We start from the raw sequence: 19,531 nt of genomic DNA on the forward strand, positions 1-19,531 counted from the left end.
AGTGGATAATCAAACAACCAAGTTAGACGCAATCAAGCATGACGGCAAAAATCCGAAAGAGCAGTACGTCCATTCCGTCTTCGAAAGCATATCGGGCAAATACGACCTGATGAACGACATTCTCAGCTTTCGAAGACATAAAGCCTGGCGCAAGTATACGATGAAAAAGATGAACATGCGCCATGGCGATACGGCCATCGACCTATGCTGCGGAACTTGCGACTGGACGATTAGCATGGCCCAGGCAAGTGAATCCGGACACATAGTCGGACTCGACTTCAGTGAGGGGATGCTGAACGTCGGCCGGGAGAAGGTTGCCAAGCATGGACTCGAACCACAGATCGAGCTGGTTCAGGGAAACGCCATGAGCCTGCCGTTCGAAGATAACCAATTCGATTACGCGACGATCGGTTTCGGTCTTCGCAATGTGCCGGATTACATGCAGGTTCTGCATGAGATGAAACGCGTGGTTAAGCCCGGCGGGATGGTGGTATGTCTCGAACTGTCCAAGCCGACTTGGCAGCCGTTCAAAGGCATTTATTATTTTTATTTCCAACAAGTGCTGCCTCGGATGGGGAAACTGGTAGCCAAGCGTTATGAGCAGTATAAATGGCTGCCCGAATCGCTGGCTTTGTTCCCGGGACGAGAGGAGTTAGCCGAAGCTTTCCGTCAGACCGGACTTCAACAGGTTCAGGCCTTTCCCTTGACTGGTGGCATAGCAGCCTTACATATTGGGATCAAGGAGAATCTGGATGTTTAAGAAAATAGGAACTTATCTTGAAATGATTAAAGTGGAGCATACGCTGTTTGCTCTGCCTTTCGCTTTTATGGGGGCGATTCTAGGATCGGCCGTCGTGTTTGACCGATTACCGTCCTGGGGAGATATCGGCTGGATCTTTCTTGCCATGTTCGGTGCACGAAGCGCAGCTTTCGGACTCAACCGGCTCACCGACCAACATATCGATGCCAAGAACCCCCGCACGGCTAATCGCGCCATTCCGGCAGGCCTGCTGAAGCCGCTGGAGGTCATTATATTTATTATTCTGTCTTTCGCCGTGTTTTTCTGGGCTACTTACATGCTGGACCCGTTTGCTTTCCGTTTGCTGCCTATCGCTATTTTCATGCTTATCATTTATTCCTTTACCAAACGGTTCACATGGCTTTGCCATCTGGTGCTCGGGCTTACAACGGCGCTTGCACCGCTGGGCGGATGGGTTGCGGTAACCGGTCAAATCGACTGGAAGGCGATGGTGTTTTATATCGCGCTTGCGTTTTGGACAGGCGGATTTGATATCGTTTATGCATGCCAAGACGAGAAGTTTGATGCAAAAGAAAGGCTGTACTCGATTCCTTCCCGGTTCGGCCTGCACAAAGCGCTCTGGTTCGCTCGCGGGTTCCACGTCGTTACGGCTGTCGGTTTTATCGTTCTTTTCTTTGTAACGCCGGTGGGCTGGTGGTATTTGGCGGGCATGGTGATCGCTTGCGGAATTTTGTTCTATCAGCACTACATCTTGTCGCCAAATGATATGAGCCGCCTGCAAACCGCGTTCTTTACCATGAACAGCACGCTGAGCATCATTCTGTTCGTATTCACTCTCATTGATTTGGTGGTGCGTTATATCTGATGAAATCCATGCGCAGAAAGAGCTGGGTTGTCGGCATTACGGGGGCCAGCGGCAGCATATACGGGGTTCGTCTAACGGAGACCCTGCTCTCGCTGGGCTACGATGTGCAATTGATTATCTCTAATGCGGGCTGGCGCGTGCTGAAGGAAGAAATGGGCTTTCAGGCGGGCAACCGCGAGGAAGTGCTGGCCGAGAAATTCGGCGGTTTCGAGGGGAACGTGATATACCATCCGATCTCCGACATCGGAGCTACGATTGCCAGCGGCTCTTACCTGGTGGAAGGCATGATTATCATGCCATGCTCGATGGGCACGTTATCCTCAGTGGCGCACGGATCTTCCGATAACCTGATGGGCCGCGCCGCCGACGTCATGATGAAGGAGGGCCGTCCCCTGGTGCTTGTCCCGAGAGAAACGCCGCTGCATGCCATTCACCTGGAGAACATGCTGACGCTGGCCAAGCTTGGGGTCAAAATCATTCCGGCGATGCCAGCCTTCTATCACGGACCGAAAACGATTGATGATATCGTCCATTTTCTGGTCGGCAAGGTATTGGACAGCTTACGCATCGAACATGAATTGTACACCAGATGGGGTGACTAGCAACAACAATGGTTCAGGCATTAACCTGTGCTGCGATTTGATGAACGACAACAGGAAGGGTTACGCTTAAATTTCAAGTTCGCATCAGAGCTTGGCCTGCTGAAATCGCAAGGTAGCGCCGGAGTTATGGAATGAGAATCTAAGCATACGGGTGAAGAGATGAAACGATTTGACATATTCGGAACATTAAAAAAAGATATGGACGTTATCGAGAGGGAGCTCTACCTCAGCGTCGAAGGCGACAGTCCCGAGCTGACAGAGACTTCCCTGCATCTGCTTAGAGCAGGCGGCAAGCGCCTCCGTCCCGTTTTTGTCCTGATGGGCGGCAAATTCGGCGACTACGACATTGATAAGCTGAAGCATGTGGCCGTGCCGCTGGAGCTGATCCACAGCGCTTCCCTCGTTCATGACGACGTGATTGACGATGCGGACACGCGGCGCGGCAAACCCACGGTGAAGGCCAAGTGGGACAACCGGATCGCCATGTATACCGGCGATTATATTTATGGCAAGGCGCTCCAGTTGACGACTCACCTGAAACAGCCTGAAATTCATCAGATTCTGGCCAAGGCCATGGTTGAGATGTCCATTGGCGAAATGGAGCAGATACGTGATTTCTTTAATACCGAACAGGACGTCAGAAGATATCTTCTCCGCATCCGCCGCAAGACGTCGCTCCTGATTGCCGTCAGCTGCCAGCTCGGCGCGTTGGCTGCGGATGCGGACCGCAAGGTGGCCAACAGCCTGTATCGATTCGGATATAATGTCGGCATGGCATTTCAGATTCAGGACGATCTCCTGGATCTGTGCGGGACGGAGAAGCAGATTGGCAAGCCCCCGGGGAGCGATATGAGACAGGGAAACATTACGCTGCCCGTCATTTTCGCTCTCGAGGACAGCCAGCGGAGAGAGCCGCTGCTGCAGGAGCTGGAACGGATTCATGCACTAAATGGCCAGTGCGATGTATCGGGCGCCGTAAAGCTTGTAACCTCAAGCGAAGGCATATCGAGATCCGAGGCGCTGGCTGATCGGTATATAGGTAAAGCATTGGCTGCATTGGATACGCTGCCTGACATCAAGACCAAAAAACAGCTTAGAGATATCGCAAATTTTATAACAAAGCGGTCATATTAGCCTTACCCATGAGGTTGCTTTCTGTTAAAATACGGGTACAAACATGTAACATCACCTGAGCATGGAATGAAGGTTCAATTGTTCAATTACCTAGGATGAGGGGAAGCGTGATGAGGCCTATGGAACGTACTTTTTTAATGATTAAACCCGATGGTGTGCAGCGTGGGCTGATCGGCCGAATCGTCGGCCGTTTGGAGGATAAAGGATTCAAGCTGGTTGCGGGCAAGTTTATGCAGATTTCGGACGAGCTGGCCAAGCGCCATTATGCGGAACATGAAGGCAAGGATTTTTTCGATAACCTGGTAGGGTTCATCACGTCCGGACCGGTGTTTGCGATGGTTTGGGAAGGTGACGACATCATCGCTTTGTCTCGCCAGGTCATCGGCAAAACGAATGTGAAGGATGCGCTGCCAGGTACGATACGCGGAGATTTTTCAGCCCATACGCCGCATAATCTGATTCACGGATCGGATTCGCCTGAAAGCGCGCAGCGCGAGATCGCCAATTTTTTTGATGATCGGGAATTGGTTGAGTACAACAAGACGCTGTCCCCTTGGCTGTAAGCGAAGCGGGAAGCGGAATAATCTGATTAACAGGATGATACGATGACGGAACATGAACCAGTACTGGAGGATCCCGATTATATCGGCTTTGTTCGCAGCATCGAGCGAAGCACGGGGATCAACCTTGCCGATTACAAGGAAGCGCAGATGAAGCGAAGGCTGACGACGCTGCGCATGAAGAAGGGGTTTGAAACCTTTTCGGCCTTTTACGATGCGATGATGAAGGACAAGCCGCTCTTTCATGAGTTTTTGGACCGGATGACAATTAACGTCTCGGAGTTTTGGCGCAACCCGAACCGGTGGGAAGTGCTCCGGGACAAAATATTGCCGGAGCTGGCCAAGCAGAATCCCGGGGTGTTGAAGGTTTGGAGCGCTGCCTGCTCGACCGGCGAAGAGCCCTATACGCTTGCCATGATCCTGGCGGAACAAAACATGCTGGGCCGGGCGCGCATCATGGCGACCGATATCGACGACGGTGCGTTACATAAAGCGAAGGAAGGCCTGTATGTCGAGAGGTCACTCAAGGACGTCCCTTCCGGAGTAGCCGCCCGCTATTTTAAGGAAGAGGGCTCGCTGTATCGATTCAGCGAGAACTTGAAGAAGGAGGTCTCCTTCCACAAGCAGAATCTGCTCACGGACCGGTTCGAAGCCGGGCATGATCTGATTGTCTGCCGGAACGTGATGATTTATTTCACGGAAGGGGCCAAGCACAAGCTGTATCAGAAATTTGCCGCGAGCCTGAAGCCGGGCGGGTTTCTGTTTGTGGGCAGCACCGAACAGATCTTTAATCCGGGGCAGTACGGCCTGGAAAGCAACGAGACCTTTTTCTACCGTAAAATTCAATAGAGACGGCAGTCTTAACGCATAAAGCGCTTTTCAATCCGCAGGATGAGAGGCGCTTTTGCTCGTTTGTCGACATTCTTGTCAAAGCGTTAGACCTATACTATAATGAGCAGAAGATGTTCACGGAGTTTAGCGGTTTAACGCTTAAAAGCCTAAAGGGGGAAAAGCATCATGAGCTTACGGTTTTTAACCGCTGGGGAGACGCACGGACCTCAGCTGACAACTATAATCGAAGGGCTTCCAAGCAACTTGGAGCTTGATTTCGACGCACTGAACTTTCAGCTCCATCGTAGACAGAAGGGGTACGGCCGGGGACGCCGCATGCAGATCGAGAAGGATACCGCGCAAATCCTTGGCGGTGTGCGCCACGGCTATACAACCGGTGCGCCGCTCGCGCTGGTCGTCCAGAATAACGATTGGAAGCATTGGCAGAACATTATGAACGTGGAGCCGATTGAGGGCAACGACGAGGCGAAGAGACGGGTTCATCGTCCAAGACCGGGTCATGCCGACCTGAACGGCGGATTGAAGTACAACCTGAAGGATCTGCGTAACGTGCTGGAACGCTCCAGCGCCCGTGAAACCACGGTCCGCGTTGCCGTTGGCGCTATCGCCAGACAATTCCTGGCGCAGTTTGGCGTCAAAGTGGCTGGCCAGGTCATCCGGATCGGCGAAATCGAGGCTCCCCCGCACAATCTTTCGATCGATGAGCTGATCGAGCGTACGGAAGCTTCTTCGGTTCGCGTGGTGGACGAAGAGACCGAGAAGAAGATGGAAGCCTACATAGACGAGATCAAAAAAGAAGGCGACTCCATCGGCGGCATCGTGGAATGCATCATCGAAGGATTGCCGGTCGGATTGGGCAGCCATGTCCAATATGACCGCAAGCTGGATGGACGCATCGCGCAGGGCGTGATGTCGATTAACGCTTTTAAGGGCGTTGAGGTAGGCATCGGATTCGAAGCAGGCGAGCTGCGCGGCTCCCAGGTGCATGACGAGATTATGTACAGCGAGGAGCGCGGATACCACCGTGCGACCAACCGCCTGGGCGGATTCGAGGGCGGGATGACAAACGGCATGCCGATCGTCGTGCGCGGCGTCATGAAGCCGATTCCGACGCTGTACAAGCCGCTTCAAAGCGTGGATATCGACACGAAGGAAGCCTTCACGGCTCAGGTTGAACGCTCGGATGCCTGTGCGGTTCCGGCAGCCAGCGTCGTGATGGAGCACGTTGTGACCTGGGAGGTAGCTAAGGCGTTCCTTGAGAAGTTCGGCGGCGATTCGATGGAGGAAATCCATGCGAATTACCAAAACTACCTGAAACAGCTGGAGAACTACTGATATGAGGACATTACATGTGGAACTGGGAGAGCGTTCCTATCCGATTTATATCGGTGCGGGGATATTGAATACCCTCGGCGAGCTGAGCGCGAAGCATGGCATAACCCGCAAGAGCCCGCATCTGATCGTAACGGATGATCAAGTGGCGCCTCACTATTTGGCGCAAGTGGAGGAGCAGCTGAAATCGGAAGGGTACACGGTCATATCCCATATCGTCCCTTCCGGCGAGTCCTCCAAGTCGCTACAGGTCTATGAAGAGGTTATGACCACGGCCATCAACGGCAAGCTGGACCGCAGCTCGGCTGTCTTCGCGCTGGGCGGAGGCGTTGTGGGCGATTTGGCCGGATTCGTCGCGGCGACATACATGCGCGGCGTGACGTTTGTTCAGATCCCGACCACGATCCTTGCCCATGACAGCAGCGTAGGCGGCAAAGTGGCGGTGAACCATCCTCTGGCCAAAAATATGATCGGCGCTTTTCATCAGCCCGTCATGGTGGTTTATGACGTGAATACGCTGATGTCGCTCCCGGCGCGCGAGGTGTCTTCAGGCCTTGCGGAAATGGTGAAGCATGGCTTGATCCTGGACCGGGATTTTGCCTATTGGTGCCGGGAGAACGGCTCCAAGCTGCTGAGCCTGGAACCGGAAGCTTTGATCTACGGCCTGGAGCGCGGCTGCGCGATCAAGGCGGACGTGGTATCCCGGGATGAGCGGGAAGGCGGCTTGCGCGCCATTCTTAATCTGGGGCATACCATTGGCCATGCCATCGAAGCCGTTGGCGGTTACGGCCGATTCTTGCACGGCGAGGCGATTGCAATCGGCATGGCGGGATCGGCCCGACTTGCTGAGAAGCTTGGCAGACCTGCGGATCTGCACGAAGAGACGGTGAGCATGCTGAAGGCGGTGAATCTGCCGGTAATCTTGCCGGATGACGTCTCGGTCGATCGCATCATGGATGCCATGCAGCATGATAAGAAGTTCGCCGAGGGGCAAATGGTATTTATCGTTCCGGAATCCATCGGTTCCGTCAGCATCGTTAAGGATGTACCGGTAGAAGCTGTTCGATCCGTGGTCGAACAGTTGAAGGGAGAGGGATAGTTCATGATGAATCGGGGAATCCGGGGGGCGACAACCGTCACCCGCAACGATGAGCAGGAGATCGTACAGGAGACGCTGCGTCTGCTGGAAGAGATGGTGAGACGCAACGAGCTACAGCCTGAATATATCAGCAACATATGGATTACGATGACGCAGGATTTGGATGCAACGTTCCCGGCCAAGGCGATACGCCAGCTGGAGGGCTGGGATCTCGTCCCTTTGATGTGTTCGGTTGAAATCCCCGTTCAGGGCAGTTTGCCGCGCTGCATCCGGTTTATGGTGCAGGTCAATACGGACAAAAGCCAGAGCGAGATCAAGCATGTGTATTTGAACGAAGCCAAGCGGCTGCGTCCGGATTTATCGGGCTCAAACGCTTGATGTTGAAATTTAGGGTTGCGGTAACACGGCATTATCCTGTATAGTGATATCAGAATAGCTGAGTAGAGTTAGGTTTTACAGATGAGTTGAGTTGAGAAGAGCTGAGGCATTTTAGGGAGTAACATCATCGGGTTTTAGGATACACTTGATTTCATGATGAATCTTACGGCATGTTCGTACGGCCGGTTACAGGTCTATTTCTTGTATCCGTTCCATGGAACGTCAGCGCTGTAGGTTGTCGATGAACGGGTTGAATGTCCTTTGACCGCGCTCTTTTTTCATAGACTTATTCTGAACGTTAACCTCTACTTCGGTAGAGGTTTTTTTGTTGTATACATTCATTAAGGAGGGATTGACATGGCGAATCCATCAATGGAGCAAGTGGTGGCAATGGCAGGTGATTACAACCTGATTCCGGTAGCGATCAGACTGTTAGCCGATATGGAAACCCCGATTCGCATTTTTCAGCGCTATGCGGAGCGGAAACGGGCATTTTTACTAGAGAGCGTTGAGGGCGGCGTACAGTGGGCACGGTATTCGTTCATCGGAACAGACCCCTTTTTAATGATAACGGGTAAAAAAGGAAAGATCGAGATTGAAAAGAACGGGGAACGTTCCTTGCTGGAAGGCAAGCCCGTCGAGGAGCTCAAAGCGCTGCTGCGTACGTACCGCAGCCCGCAGCTGAAGGAGATGCCTCCTTTTACCGGAGGGGCCATCGGATTTTTTGGATATGATCTGCTTCAATATTACGAGAAGCTGCCTGCACACGCGATGGATGATCTCGGGATGGATGATATCCGGTTCATGTTTTGCGATCAAGTCATTGTCTTCGACCACGTGAAGCAGCAGATCATGCTGGTCGGCAACGTGCACGTGAAACCCGGAGATTCGGACGACACCATCCGTCAGACCTATATGGATGTATGCCGTACCCTGGAAGCGGCGGCCGAACAGCTGCAGGATCAGGGGCCGCGGGAGAACGTGAACTCCAGAGGCATCCCGGCCGATGTCGACATGGGCGATATTAAATCCAACATGACCAAAGAGAAGTATCTCTCCAATGTGGAGCAAGCGAAGGAATATATTCGTGCAGGCGACATTTTTCAAGTTGTGTTGTCCCAGCGCTTCCATATCGAGACCGAAGTATCGCCGCTTCACGTCTACCGGGTGCTGAGAACGCTGAATCCTTCGCCGTACATGTATTATCTCAAAATGGACGACGACATTATCGTGGGAACGTCTCCTGAAGCCTTGGTGAAGGTGGATGGACGAAGGCTGGAAACAAGACCGATCGCGGGCACAAGGCCGAGGGGCAGCAACGAAGCCGAAGACCAGGCGCTGGCGGATGATCTGCTGCAGGACGAGAAGGAACGCGCGGAGCATTTGATGCTGGTGGATCTCGGCCGCAACGATCTGGGCCGCGTATCGGAGTTCGGCACGGTGAAATGCGATACGTTCATGGAGATTGAAAAATACTCCCACGTGATGCATATGGTATCCAGCGTATCCGGCCAGCTGAGCGAGAATAAGGATTTCTTTGATGCTTTTCTGTCCTGTTTGCCGGCAGGAACGGTATCCGGAGCTCCGAAACTGCGGGCAATGGAGATCATTGCCGAATTGGAGCGGGAAGCGAGAGGCGCATACGCCGGGGCTATCGGTTATCTGGGCTTTGGAGGCAATATGGATTCCTGCATTACGATCCGCACGATCATTTTTCGCCAGGGCAAAGCTTATGTTCAGGCAGGGGCCGGAATCGTATGGGACTCGGTTCCCGAGAAGGAGTATGAGGAAACCATGAATAAAGCCAAAGGGATGCTGAAGGCGATCCGCGTCGCGGAAGCGATGTTTCCGTCCAGCACGGGGGCCAACGACTTAATCAATCAGGATTATCTGTATCAATATACACCTTAACATGAAGGAGGAGATCGTAATGAACGTGATGGAGACGATGCAATCCAGCCTTTCAAAGCTGATCGGCGGTCAGGATCTGAGCCGGGACGAGGCCCGCGGGGTGATGCAGACGATAATGGAAGGCCATGCGACCCATTCTCAAATCGGCGCGCTGCTGACGGCCTTAAGAATGAAGGGAGAAACCGTAGAAGAGATAACCGGTTTTGCCGAAGCGATGAGAGGCGCGGGCGGACGTGTCGTTACCGAGCGGAACCAGCTGCTCGATACATGCGGCACCGGAGGATCCGGCATTCACAAGTTTAACATTTCTACCGTATCCGCCATTATCTCCTCCTCGGTTTCGGTCAGAGTGGCCAAACACGGCAACCGTTCGGCATCGGGCCGGGCGGGCAGCGCCGATGTGCTGGAAGCGCTTGGCGTCAATATCCACTTGACCGCAGAACAAGCCACAGCCTGCCTGAACGATATCGGAATCTGCTTCCTGTTCGCCCAAATTTATCATCCGTCGATGAAATATGCGGCTGCTCCTCGCAAAGAGCTTGGGGTCCGGACCGTATTTAACATGCTGGGGCCACTGACGAACCCGGCGGGCGCGGACCGGCAGATGCTCGGGATATACGATATGAACAAAACGGAAACCATTGCGCAGGTCCTCAAAGAGCTCGGTTTGAAGCGAGCCATGGTAGTGACCAGCCACGATGGGCTGGATGAAATCAGCGTCTCGGCGCCTACCCGGGTATCGGAGCTCCGGGGCGGAGAAGTCCGCACTTATGATATCCACCCCCATGATTTGGGGCTGTCGGTTCATCCGATGAACGATATCCTGGGCGGCGATGCACAAGAGAATGCGGCCATCATCGGCTCGGTACTGCGCGGAGAACGCAGTGCTTATCGGGACATCGTGCTTGCCAATGCCGGTGCCTGCATCTATGTGTCGGGACTTGCGGATAGTTTGGCCGAAGGCGTGCAGCGTGCAGCGGGAGCGATTGATTCCGGGCTGGCGCAGTCCAAGTTGGAGCAGCTGATCTCAAGAACGGGGGAAATGAGTTATGTATCTTGATCGAATCGTAGAAACGAAACGCAATGAGGTTGCACAGCTGCGAGAAACGTTCAGCATCTCGGAAGCAGAGAGGCAAATAGCGGATTTGCCTCCGACTCTCGGGTTTGAGAAGGCGTTGTCCATGGGACGCAAACGCAGCATGGGGTTAATCGCCGAGGTCAAAAAGGCTTCGCCCTCCAAAGGGTTGATTCGTCCCGACTTTGACCCGGTTATGATCGCCAAGGCTTACGAAGCAGCCGATGCCGATTGTCTGTCCGTGCTGACGGATAAGGACTACTTTCAGGGAAGCGGAGAATATCTGCAAGCGGTAAGGGCGGCCGTCAACATCCCGCTGCTGCGCAAAGATTTCATTATCGACGAGACTCAGATTTACGAAGCGCGCCTGCTGGGTGCGGACGCCGTTCTCTTGATTGCGAGCATCCTTGCGCCGCAGCGTATCGCGGAGTTCATTGACGTTGCAGGCTCGATCGGGTTGGATTGCCTGATTGAGGTTCACGACGGGCAAGAGCTGGAATCGGTACTCGGACTGGGAACGGCCCGTCTGATCGGGATTAACAACCGTAATCTGCGGACCTTTGAAACCTCATTGCAGACAACGGCAGATATCGCGGCGCAGGTTCCGCAGGAAGTGACGCTGATCAGCGAAAGCGGAATATCGAGCCCGGCCGACATTTCCTACTTGCATTATGTGGGAGCACACGGGGTTCTGGTCGGGGAACATTTCATGCGCCAACAGGACGTGTTCCGTGCTGTGAACGATCTGATGGGACCGCTGCCGATAGCTGCAGACATGGAATAAAGGGGACATTCGATGATGAGTACGGCTCTAAAAATATGTGGACTTCAAAGCGTTGAAGTGCTAAAATCTATGATAAACTTACCTGTGGATTATATCGGATTCGTATTTGCCAAGAGCCGGCGGCGGGTAACGCCGCAGCAGGCTGCGCAGCTGGTGCAAGTATTGCGGGAATGGGAGCATGACAAGATTCCCGCTGCTGTCGGCGTCTTGGTTAACCCTGATTTGAGCGAGCTCGCAGAGCTTCTTCAAGAAACGGCGCTTGACGTCGTGCAGCTGCATGGTCAGGAATCGCCGCAATTTTGCCGGGAAGTGAAGGAGCGCTTCCCGGTTTCCGTTTTTAAAGCGGTATCGATCGGAAGTGACCGTCCGGAAGCGGAACGTCTGTCGGCACTGGATTCGTATGCGGGCTGCATCGACGGACTGCTGATCGACACCTATGATCCGGTGTACGGCGGAGGGTCGGGCAAGACGTTTGCCTGGGATCTGATCCCGGCGTACCAGCAATGGGCTGAACGGCAAGGGATTCCCTTGTTTGTAGCCGGCGGGCTCGATCCGGATAATGTTGCTCATTTGATCGGCCAGTACGCTCCGTACGGGGTGGATGTATCCAGCGGCGTAGAGAGCGATCCTGGCGTGAAGGATATAAACAAAGTGACCGCATTTGTAGAAAGGGTGAAGGGGAAATGACACAGCTTCCTGACCGTAATGGACGTTTCGGGGTGTTTGGAGGCCGGTTCGTGCCGGAAACACTGATGAACGCTTTAATAGAGCTTGAGCAAGAATATAATCGTTTTTCGGAGGATCCTGCTTTTAAAGAGGAGATCGCCTATTTGCTGAAACAGTATTCCGGAAGGGAAACGCCGCTTTATTACGCGGAGCGGCTCAGCCAACATCTCGGCAAGGCTAAAATTTACCTGAAGCGCGAGGATTTGAACCATACCGGCGCGCACAAAATCAACAACGCCATTGCACAAGGCGTGTTAGCCAAGCGCATGGGCAAAGGCAAGGTCATTGCCGAAACGGGTGCCGGACAGCATGGCGTAGCGACCGCGACGGTAGCCGCTCTGCTGGGTCTTGAATGCAAGGTATTTATGGGCGAAGAAGATACCAAACGGCAGCAGTTGAACGTATTCCGCATGAAAATGCTCGGTGCCGAAGTGATTCCGGTCACGTCGGGAAGCCGAACGCTGAAAGATGCCGGCAACGAGGCGCTTCGCTACTGGGTCAGCAACGTCGAGGATACCTTTTATGTGCTGGGTTCCGCTGTAGGGCCGCATCCGTATCCTATGATGGTGCGGAATTTCCAGCGCATTATCGGTGACGAGACCCGGAAGCAGATACTGGAGACGGAAGGAAGGCTTCCAAACGTCATTCTTGCGCCGATCGGGGGCGGTAGCAATGCGATCGGCATGTTCTATCCGTTCCTTGAAGACAAGGAAGTCGGTTTGATCGGCGTCGAAGCGGCAGGCAAGGGAGTGGATACCGATTTTCATGCGGCTACGATGTCCAAGGGGACACAAGGCGTATTCCAAGGCTCGATGAGTTATTTGCTGCAGGACGAGTACGGACAAGTACAGGAGGCGCATTCCATTTCAGCGGGCCTTGATTATCCCGGGGTTGGTCCGGAGCATTCCTATTTAAAAGACATTGAACGCGTGCAGTACGTACCGATAACCGACCAAGAGGCGCTCGATGCCCTGCAAGCTGCTATGCCGCACGGAAGGCATTATTCCTGCCCTGGAATCCGCGCACGCCGTAGCGCAAGCCGTAAAGATGGCATCTACGTGGACCGAGAACGATATCGTCGTGATTAATTTATCCGGTCGCGGCGACAAGGACGTGGAGTCCATCATGGCTTACACGGGAGGGAAAACCGAATGAACCGAATCGATCAGACCTTTGCGTCGTTGAAGCAACAAAACAAGACTGCCATGATCCCTTATCTCACCGTCGGGGATCCGGATGTGAAGTCGACGCTGGATATCATCCATGAGCTTGAAATCGCGGGAGCCGACATTATTGAACTCGGCGTTCCTTACTCGGATCCCCTTGCCGACGGACCGGTCATCCAGCGAGCTTCCGAGCGCGCGCTGAAGGGCAAGGTGACCATTCGCACTTGCATGGAAACCGCGCGCCTGGCAAGAGAGCGGGGCAGCAAGCTGCCGTTCATCCTGTTCACGTATTACAATCCGGTACTGCAAACCGGACTGGACGTTTTCTTCGAGGAAGTGGTAAGGCACGACATCAGCGGCTTGATCATTCCCGATCTTCCGGTGGAGGAATCCGAGGAGGTTCGAAAACGCGCCCACGCGGCGGGCGTTCATCTGATTCCGCTGGTGGCTCCTACCTCCCATGAGCGGATCGCGAGCATCGCTTCGGAAGCGACCGGCTTTGTGTACTGCGTATCCTCCCTTGGCGTGACGGGCGAGCGCACCGATTTTTACGCGGGGGTGGAGTCTTTCCTTGAGACGGTAAGGCAGTACAGCAGCGTGCCGATCGCGATCGGCTTTGGCATTTCATCCAGTGAGCAGGTGGCCAGATTTTCTAAAATCTGCGACGGCGTCGTTGTCGGCAGCGCGATTGTGCGTCAGATTGAATCGACCATTCCTCTGCTGGAGAAGGAAGAGACAAGACAGCAGGGACTTTTGCAAATCAGGGAGTTTGTGGCACAATTAAAAGGATAGTGTTGTCCATAGCAGTTATGAAAGGTGAGGCGAATATCGTATGAAACCGAAAGCGCAAATTGTTAATCTTCCCGTATATCAGCCCGGGAAACCGATCGAAGAAGTCAAAAAGGAATTAGGGCTTGATGTTGTCATTAAACTGGCCTCCAACGAGAATCCGTACGGTTGCTCGCCGCGCGCAACCGAAGCGATTACCGCCGAACTGGGAACGCTCAGCCTGTATCCGGACGGAAGTGCGGCCGATTTAACGGCTGAGCTTGCTGGCCAGCTGGGAATTGAACGCAATCAGATTATTTTCGGCTGCGGATCCGATGAAATCATTGCCCTCATTATCCGGGCATTCCTGCAACCGGGGGATGAAACCATCATGGCGGATCAGACCTTCTCGGTGTATAAAACGAACGCGGATATCGAAGGTGCGACATGCATCGAGGTGCCGCTGGTGGACGGTAAGCACGATCTGCCGGGCATGGCCAAAGCCGTTTCGGACAAAACCAAAATCGTGTGGGTGTGCAATCCGAATAATCCGACCGGAACCATCGTTTCCGAAAGCGAGCTGGTTTCCTTCCTGGATGAAGTCCCGGCCCACGTAATGGTTGTGCTTGATGAAGCTTATTATGAATATGTAACGGACGCTTCGTACCCGGACAGCATCAAGTTAATGGAGCGTTATCCGAATCTGGTCATCCTGCGTACCTTCTCCAAAATATACGGCTTGGCCGCCCTCCGGATCGGCTACGGCATCGGGCAGCAGGAAGTCATTTCCTTGATCAATCGGGTACGTGAGCCGTTTAATACGGGACGCCTGGCTCAAGTAGCGGCGAAGGCAGCCCTGAAAGATCAGGAGTTCGTAGCGAAATGCCGTCAATTGAATGCCGACGGGATCCATTACGTGCAAGGTGAATTTGATCGTCTTGGACTATCTTATTTTCCTGCGAACGGTAACTTCATTATGGTGGATGTGAAGAAGCCAGGCACCGAAGTGTTTAAGTCGCTGCTTAGCAAAGGCATTATCGTACGGCCTGGATTTGAACTGTACCCGAACCATATTCGCGTAACCGTAGGCTCCGAAGAACAGAACAAGGCTTTTATCGGCGCTTTGGAACAAGTGCTGAGCGAAGTGAATGCGCCAGCCTGATCGAATGACACAACAATAATCGCAGCTTGAAACGAGTGAGAGAGAACATGACAATGCAAATTTCCATATTCGGCGTCGGCTTGATCGGCGGTTCGTTAGCTTTAAACTTCAAAGGAAAACCTGGCATAACCGTTACCGGTTATGCCCACACCCAAGAATATGCCGACCAGGTCATTGCTAAAGGCGTCGTTGATAAGGTTACGCTTTCGGTAGAAGAAGCTGCCCTAGACGCGGACGTCATTTTTTTATGCGTTCCCGTAGGCAGTCTTGAGATGTACATGAAACATTTGAGCGAAATGCGGCTGAAGCCGGGATGCATTATTACGGATGTTGGCAGCACCAAAGCAAGCATTGCCGAATGCGCGTCCCAGCTTGCCCTTAAGGATGCGTATTTCATCGGCGGTCATCCGATGGCGGGCTCGGAGCGGTCCGGTGTTGGAGCTGCCTCCACCGTATTGTTCGAGAATGCCTATTACGTGCTTACTCCACCGGACGATGTCCCTCAGGAGAAGCTGAACGTGCTTGTAGAGCTTTTGTCTCACACGCGTGCCCATATTGTGAAGGTAGAGCCGAGACTTCACGATGAGATCGTTGGAGCGATCAGCCATCTGCCCCATGTGATCGCAGTGGCGTTAGTCAATCAGATCAGCTCCTATAATGACGATAATCCGTTGTACCGCACCTTGGCCGCAGGGGGCTTTCGGGATATAACCCGCATCGCTTCCAGCGACCCGGTCGTATGGCGGGACATTCTATTAAACAATCGCAGGGTCATGCTGACGCTGCTGCAAGACTGGAATGAAGGGATCCGGCGATTCATGGATATGCTGGAGTCGAAGGACGGTGCTGCGATCGAAGAGGCTTTCCGCATGGCAGGGGAATTCCGCAGCGTACTACCAGAACGGCGCAAGGGCATGATCGTGTCCCAATTTGATCTGTATTTGGACGTGCCTGACCATCCGGGCATCATCGGCCGCATTGCGACGGAGCTCGGGACGAACAGCATCAACCTCAGCAACATGCAGATTATCGAGAGTCGGGAAGATGTGCCGGGCGTGATGAGGCTTTCCTTCCGCAATGAAATCGAACAGGAGCGGGCTAAAGAGCTGTTGTTATCGCAAGGACACTCGGTGTATCAGTAATTTTCCGGTTGTTTTTAAACAACCGGAAATAAATGCGTTTTCAGTGTTGACAAAATGAAAACGTATACATATAATAAAAGTACAGTATGGTTTCTCTCCACTCCTATCCAAAATATTGCACTTTGTGCAACCGCCTTCAATGATGAAGGCGGATTTTTTTTGCCGATTTTCCTATCCGTGGAAAACCTTCTGCCACAAACCTGAACTTTTCTCCAATATGTGCTATAATGCTAGAGTGCTAGTGTAGAAGATTTGGGGAAATTGCCAAATACATAGAATAGTCAGACAACATGAGGCGTAACTATATATGGTTTGACGGTACTTTTGCACAAATCCTTGATTTTCCTCATGAAGGTGGAAATGACAAGGAATGGGCACCGGTGGGTGAAGGAGGAACGAAAAATCATATGACGGATTCCCAACTAATCCAAGAAATTAAGCAAGGCAATACCGAACTTTATTCCGAATTGATGAGGCGTTATCAGAGAAAAATATTGGCATTTGTCTATCATATGTTAAAAAGCTCGCACATGGAGCTAATGGCTGAAGATTTATGCTCGGAAACGTTCTACAAGGCTTTCCGGAGCCTGCATTCCTTCCGGGAAGTGGATGCATCCTTCTCGACTTGGCTCTACACCATTGCGCGCAACACCGTGCTGAGCGAACTTCGCAAGCATCGCAGCGGCACATTGCCCCTGGAGGAGAGCGGGGTCGTGCCAGTGGCGCCGCTGGAGGTCGCCCCGGAGCAGGCGATCCTGCGCAGTGAACGAGTACATATGGTAAGGGAAGCGATTAACAATTTACCGGAGAAACAGAGATCTGCGCTGATTCTTCGGGAGTATGATCAACTGGATTACCAGGAAATCGCAGATATTTTAGGTCAAAGCGTCAGTTCGGTTAAGTCACTGTTGTTCCGGGCCCGCGGCAGCGTTAAAATTCAGCTCGAACCCTATTTTTATGAGCCGGTTTTTGAGGATCTGAGAGGGATGAAGAACAGATGACTTGCAATGAAGCCCAAGAGCTGATGGAAACGGTCTGGGATTTACCGGACAACGATCTGCGGCGACAACGGCTGATTGCACATGTTCAAACCTGTAGCTCATGTGCAGCGGAGTACGAAATGTGGGTGGAAAGCCAGAACATGGTTCATGCCCTGGAGCATGAGATTCCCGACATGGACGCTGAACAGATCAACCGCAACGTGATGGACCGCATTTATCGCGATTTTCCCTGGCTGGTGGAGGAAACGTCCAAGAGCCGGGCGGTAAGCCGGGTGTTCCGGAAGCGGCTGACGCTGATGATTGCCGGTTTTCTGGCCTTGTTCGTTTGCAGCTTTGTTTATTTTGCAGCGACGGGCAATCAACCGGATCCGGTTCCGGAAGCCGTAACGACAGGGATTATCCCTACAGGCGTAGCGGATACGGCCCAAGGCTTGAATACCAAGGACGATTACAACATCCCAAAAACCAACAGCGGCATTATTGATCCTTTTGTGGTTGATATGAGTCCCACTCAGCCAGAATACTGGATGATACTTTCCCTTTTGGGAATCGGATGCGCTTTGTTTTTCCTAAAAAGATTAAATCGGGTCAGAAGATAAAATATGGATAGGATGGAGGAGAGGCGGCATGCAGATCGGCTTGGTTCGCCATGGATTAACGGATTGGAACGCTCTAGGCAAAATCCAAGGCCAAACGGACATACCACTGAATGAGGAAGGCCGTCGTCAAGCGCGTTTGCTTGGGGAAAGGCTTCTGCAGGAGCATTACCGATGGGACTTCGCGATCAGCAGCGGGCTCTCCCGCGCAGAAGAAACCGCGAAAATCATTTCGTCCATGCTGAACATTCCCTTGGCGCCGCCGGATAACCGCTTGCGTGAGCGCAAGTACGGTCAGGTGGAAGGCTTGACAGCGGAAGAGCGTGAAACCCGGTTCGGTGCCGATTGGCACATGTTGGATCTGGGCCAGGAAACGGATCTGGAGCTTCAGTCCAGAGGGCTTGTCTTTCTCGATGATATGTGGCATAAACATCCGGAAGCCAATATTCTTGTTGTCAGTCATGGCGGTTTTTTAGCGCAGTTATACAAGCTGGTGTGCCGTGGCGCCCTGAGCGAACGGATCGGCAATCTGTCGCTCACCGTCCTGGAGAGAAAAGAGGATGACTGGTCTCCCTTGCTGTTTAACTGTACCAAGCATCTGTTGACGAACCAATCGTAAATATGAGCGTGTATTAGTAGAAGGAGCCTTCCGTCGGGAAGGCTCCTTCTTTATGTTGGATAGGTTGACGTTTACACTTCGGCTATTAAAATAAACCGGTGCTGCTGGACCTCGAAGTAGCCATTGGTCCGGATCATCCGGTGAATATGATGTAAAGGCTCGATATAGCGCTCCACCTTATAATCAGGAATCTGCCAGGGAATCGCTATCAAATAATAAACCAGTGCGCCGATGTCGTAAAAACGCTGCGGTAAAAAGTCCTCGCGGCTGAAGGTAATCTTGAACCCGTGATCCTGCAGCTCTTGGGTCGCTATGGCCAGGTTCCAATGAGCGAACTCTTCATTCAGCGGAACGCCAAGCGATTCGTTAATCCCAGAACAATCGGTTCCGCCGGATTGCTGGGTTACAAACACCCCGCGATCGTTCAATATTCTTCTTACTTCCGCTGCCGAATAGGATTCATGCTGATTGATGATCAGGTCAAAATAACGATCCTTTAAAGGAAGCGAGGAATCTTCTTCAAAATAGACAACGTTTACGCCCAGCGGCTCGAGTCTTTGCTTTGCAATCTGAACGTTCGGTTTGTACCCTTCGGTGGCATAAACGGATTTCGGGAGCGGCTGCAGGGAGGATAAGAATTCTCCTCCTCCCGTACCCATGTCCAGCATCGTAGCGGCATTTCGCATCAAAGGAAGCACCACGCTGCCCAAAGACCAGGGGAGAGCGTGGGACTGCATGCGGCCGGAAGCGGTAATACGCGAAAAATCCCATCCCGAAAAATGGTGATCCATGTTTTGAATGAAGTTCAAAAATTCAGCATCTTTTATCATCTCTGCATAACCTCCAAGTCATTTATCATGAATAAGTTTCTTCATATAAAACGCTCTTAAGGGAGGTCCGCGGATTCGATTCGCACCAAGTTATATTTCGTGTTCCTGCGTTCTTATCATGATGATCCTCCTGTATGGATGGAATCAGCCCGTCTTAAAAAAGCTGGGC

20 protein-coding genes and 1 pseudogene are annotated in these 19,531 nt (G+C 52.7%); 20 read left to right on the forward strand and 1 reads right to left on the reverse strand.

Annotated elements, in window-relative coordinates:
• The first annotated feature begins 1 nt into the window (after position 1).
• The 20 genes and pseudogenes from P0X86_RS12030 to P0X86_RS12125 all read left to right on the forward strand — a co-directional run bounded on the left by P0X86_RS12030 (position 2) and on the right by P0X86_RS12125 (position 18,532).
• Complete coding sequence (locus P0X86_RS12030; RefSeq protein ID WP_096773280.1) at positions 2 to 760, forward strand: demethylmenaquinone methyltransferase; 759 nt, start codon at positions 2 to 4, stop codon at positions 758 to 760.
• The gene (locus tag P0X86_RS12035) at positions 753 to 1,625 is read left to right on the forward strand and encodes a UbiA-like polyprenyltransferase (RefSeq protein WP_009595147.1); all 873 of its coding nucleotides are present in this window, start codon (positions 753 to 755) and stop codon (positions 1,623 to 1,625) included. Before P0X86_RS12030 ends, P0X86_RS12035 begins: the two co-directional genes overlap by 8 nt.
• Entirely contained in the window at positions 1,625 to 2,227 is a 603-nt protein-coding gene (locus tag P0X86_RS12040; protein ID WP_015734528.1) for a UbiX family flavin prenyltransferase, read from the forward strand. The genes P0X86_RS12035 and P0X86_RS12040 overlap by 1 nt, the downstream gene beginning before the upstream one ends.
• Positions 2,228 to 2,386: 159 nt before the next feature.
• A complete protein-coding gene (locus P0X86_RS12045; protein WP_009595187.1) occupies positions 2,387 to 3,361 on the forward strand; it encodes a polyprenyl synthetase family protein in 975 nt (324 codons plus the stop codon).
• A gap of 119 nt (positions 3,362 to 3,480) precedes the next feature.
• On the forward strand, positions 3,481 to 3,924 hold the full coding sequence (ndk, locus tag P0X86_RS12050; protein ID WP_009595207.1) for a nucleoside-diphosphate kinase: 444 nt from the start codon (positions 3,481 to 3,483) through the stop codon (positions 3,922 to 3,924).
• Between the two features lie 42 nt (positions 3,925 to 3,966).
• Complete coding sequence (locus P0X86_RS12055; protein WP_015734531.1) at positions 3,967 to 4,770, forward strand: CheR family methyltransferase; 804 nt, start codon at positions 3,967 to 3,969, stop codon at positions 4,768 to 4,770.
• Between the two features lie 168 nt (positions 4,771 to 4,938).
• On the forward strand, positions 4,939 to 6,108 hold the full coding sequence (aroC, locus tag P0X86_RS12060; RefSeq protein ID WP_015734532.1) for a chorismate synthase: 1,170 nt from the start codon (positions 4,939 to 4,941) through the stop codon (positions 6,106 to 6,108).
• A 1-nt stretch (position 6,109) separates the two neighbouring features.
• The gene (gene aroB, locus P0X86_RS12065) at positions 6,110 to 7,204 is read left to right on the forward strand and encodes a 3-dehydroquinate synthase (RefSeq protein ID WP_277748565.1); all 1,095 of its coding nucleotides are present in this window, start codon (positions 6,110 to 6,112) and stop codon (positions 7,202 to 7,204) included.
• Between the two features lie 3 nt (positions 7,205 to 7,207).
• Positions 7,208 to 7,582: a chorismate mutase gene (aroH, locus tag P0X86_RS12070; RefSeq protein ID WP_009595253.1), complete on the forward strand. Its 375-nt coding sequence runs from the start codon at positions 7,208 to 7,210 to the stop codon at positions 7,580 to 7,582.
• Between the two features lie 357 nt (positions 7,583 to 7,939).
• Entirely contained in the window at positions 7,940 to 9,493 is a 1,554-nt protein-coding gene (trpE, locus tag P0X86_RS12075; RefSeq protein WP_277748566.1) for an anthranilate synthase component I, read from the forward strand.
• A gap of 19 nt (positions 9,494 to 9,512) precedes the next feature.
• Positions 9,513 to 10,553: an anthranilate phosphoribosyltransferase gene (gene trpD, locus P0X86_RS12080; RefSeq protein ID WP_015734535.1), complete on the forward strand. Its 1,041-nt coding sequence runs from the start codon at positions 9,513 to 9,515 to the stop codon at positions 10,551 to 10,553.
• Positions 10,543 to 11,352: an indole-3-glycerol phosphate synthase TrpC gene (gene trpC, locus P0X86_RS12085; RefSeq protein ID WP_036665632.1), complete on the forward strand. Its 810-nt coding sequence runs from the start codon at positions 10,543 to 10,545 to the stop codon at positions 11,350 to 11,352. Before trpD ends, trpC begins: the two co-directional genes overlap by 11 nt.
• Before the next feature lie 12 nt (positions 11,353 to 11,364).
• Positions 11,365 to 12,039 carry a phosphoribosylanthranilate isomerase gene (locus P0X86_RS12090; protein ID WP_277748567.1) on the forward strand — a complete coding sequence of 225 codons (675 nt, stop codon included), beginning with the start codon at positions 11,365 to 11,367 and terminating at the stop codon, positions 12,037 to 12,039.
• A pseudogene (gene trpB / locus P0X86_RS12095) lies at positions 12,036 to 13,233 on the forward strand (tryptophan synthase subunit beta). Before P0X86_RS12090 ends, trpB begins: the two are co-directional and overlap by 4 nt.
• Positions 13,230 to 14,036: a tryptophan synthase subunit alpha gene (trpA, locus tag P0X86_RS12100; RefSeq protein ID WP_096773286.1), complete on the forward strand. Its 807-nt coding sequence runs from the start codon at positions 13,230 to 13,232 to the stop codon at positions 14,034 to 14,036. Before trpB ends, trpA begins: the two are co-directional and overlap by 4 nt.
• A gap of 40 nt (positions 14,037 to 14,076) precedes the next feature.
• Positions 14,077 to 15,174: a histidinol-phosphate transaminase gene (gene hisC / locus P0X86_RS12105; protein WP_096773287.1), complete on the forward strand. Its 1,098-nt coding sequence runs from the start codon at positions 14,077 to 14,079 to the stop codon at positions 15,172 to 15,174.
• A 53-nt stretch (positions 15,175 to 15,227) separates the two neighbouring features.
• Positions 15,228 to 16,316, forward strand: coding sequence for a prephenate dehydrogenase (locus P0X86_RS12110; RefSeq protein WP_213579791.1), 1,089 nt, complete (start codon positions 15,228 to 15,230; stop codon positions 16,314 to 16,316).
• A gap of 407 nt (positions 16,317 to 16,723) precedes the next feature.
• Complete coding sequence (locus P0X86_RS12115) at positions 16,724 to 17,317, forward strand: RNA polymerase sigma factor (protein ID WP_015734542.1); 594 nt, start codon at positions 16,724 to 16,726, stop codon at positions 17,315 to 17,317.
• Complete coding sequence (locus tag P0X86_RS12120; protein WP_036665620.1) at positions 17,314 to 17,916, forward strand: anti-sigma factor family protein; 603 nt, start codon at positions 17,314 to 17,316, stop codon at positions 17,914 to 17,916. Before P0X86_RS12115 ends, P0X86_RS12120 begins: the two co-directional genes overlap by 4 nt.
• A 28-nt stretch (positions 17,917 to 17,944) precedes the next feature.
• The gene (locus P0X86_RS12125) at positions 17,945 to 18,532 is read left to right on the forward strand and encodes a histidine phosphatase family protein (protein ID WP_096773290.1); all 588 of its coding nucleotides are present in this window, start codon (positions 17,945 to 17,947) and stop codon (positions 18,530 to 18,532) included.
• Between the two features lie 71 nt (positions 18,533 to 18,603).
• Here P0X86_RS12125 and P0X86_RS12130 read toward each other — a convergent pair whose 3' ends face one another.
• On the reverse strand, positions 18,604 to 19,362 hold the full coding sequence (locus P0X86_RS12130; RefSeq protein ID WP_213577773.1) for a class I SAM-dependent methyltransferase: 759 nt from the start codon (positions 19,360 to 19,362) through the stop codon (positions 18,604 to 18,606).
• Positions 19,363 to 19,531: the final 169 nt, after the last annotated feature.

This window comes from Paenibacillus sp. BR1-192, from assembly GCF_029542445.1.
Taxonomy (GTDB): Bacteria; Bacillota; Bacilli; order Paenibacillales; family Paenibacillaceae; genus Paenibacillus_AQ; species Paenibacillus_AQ lautus_A.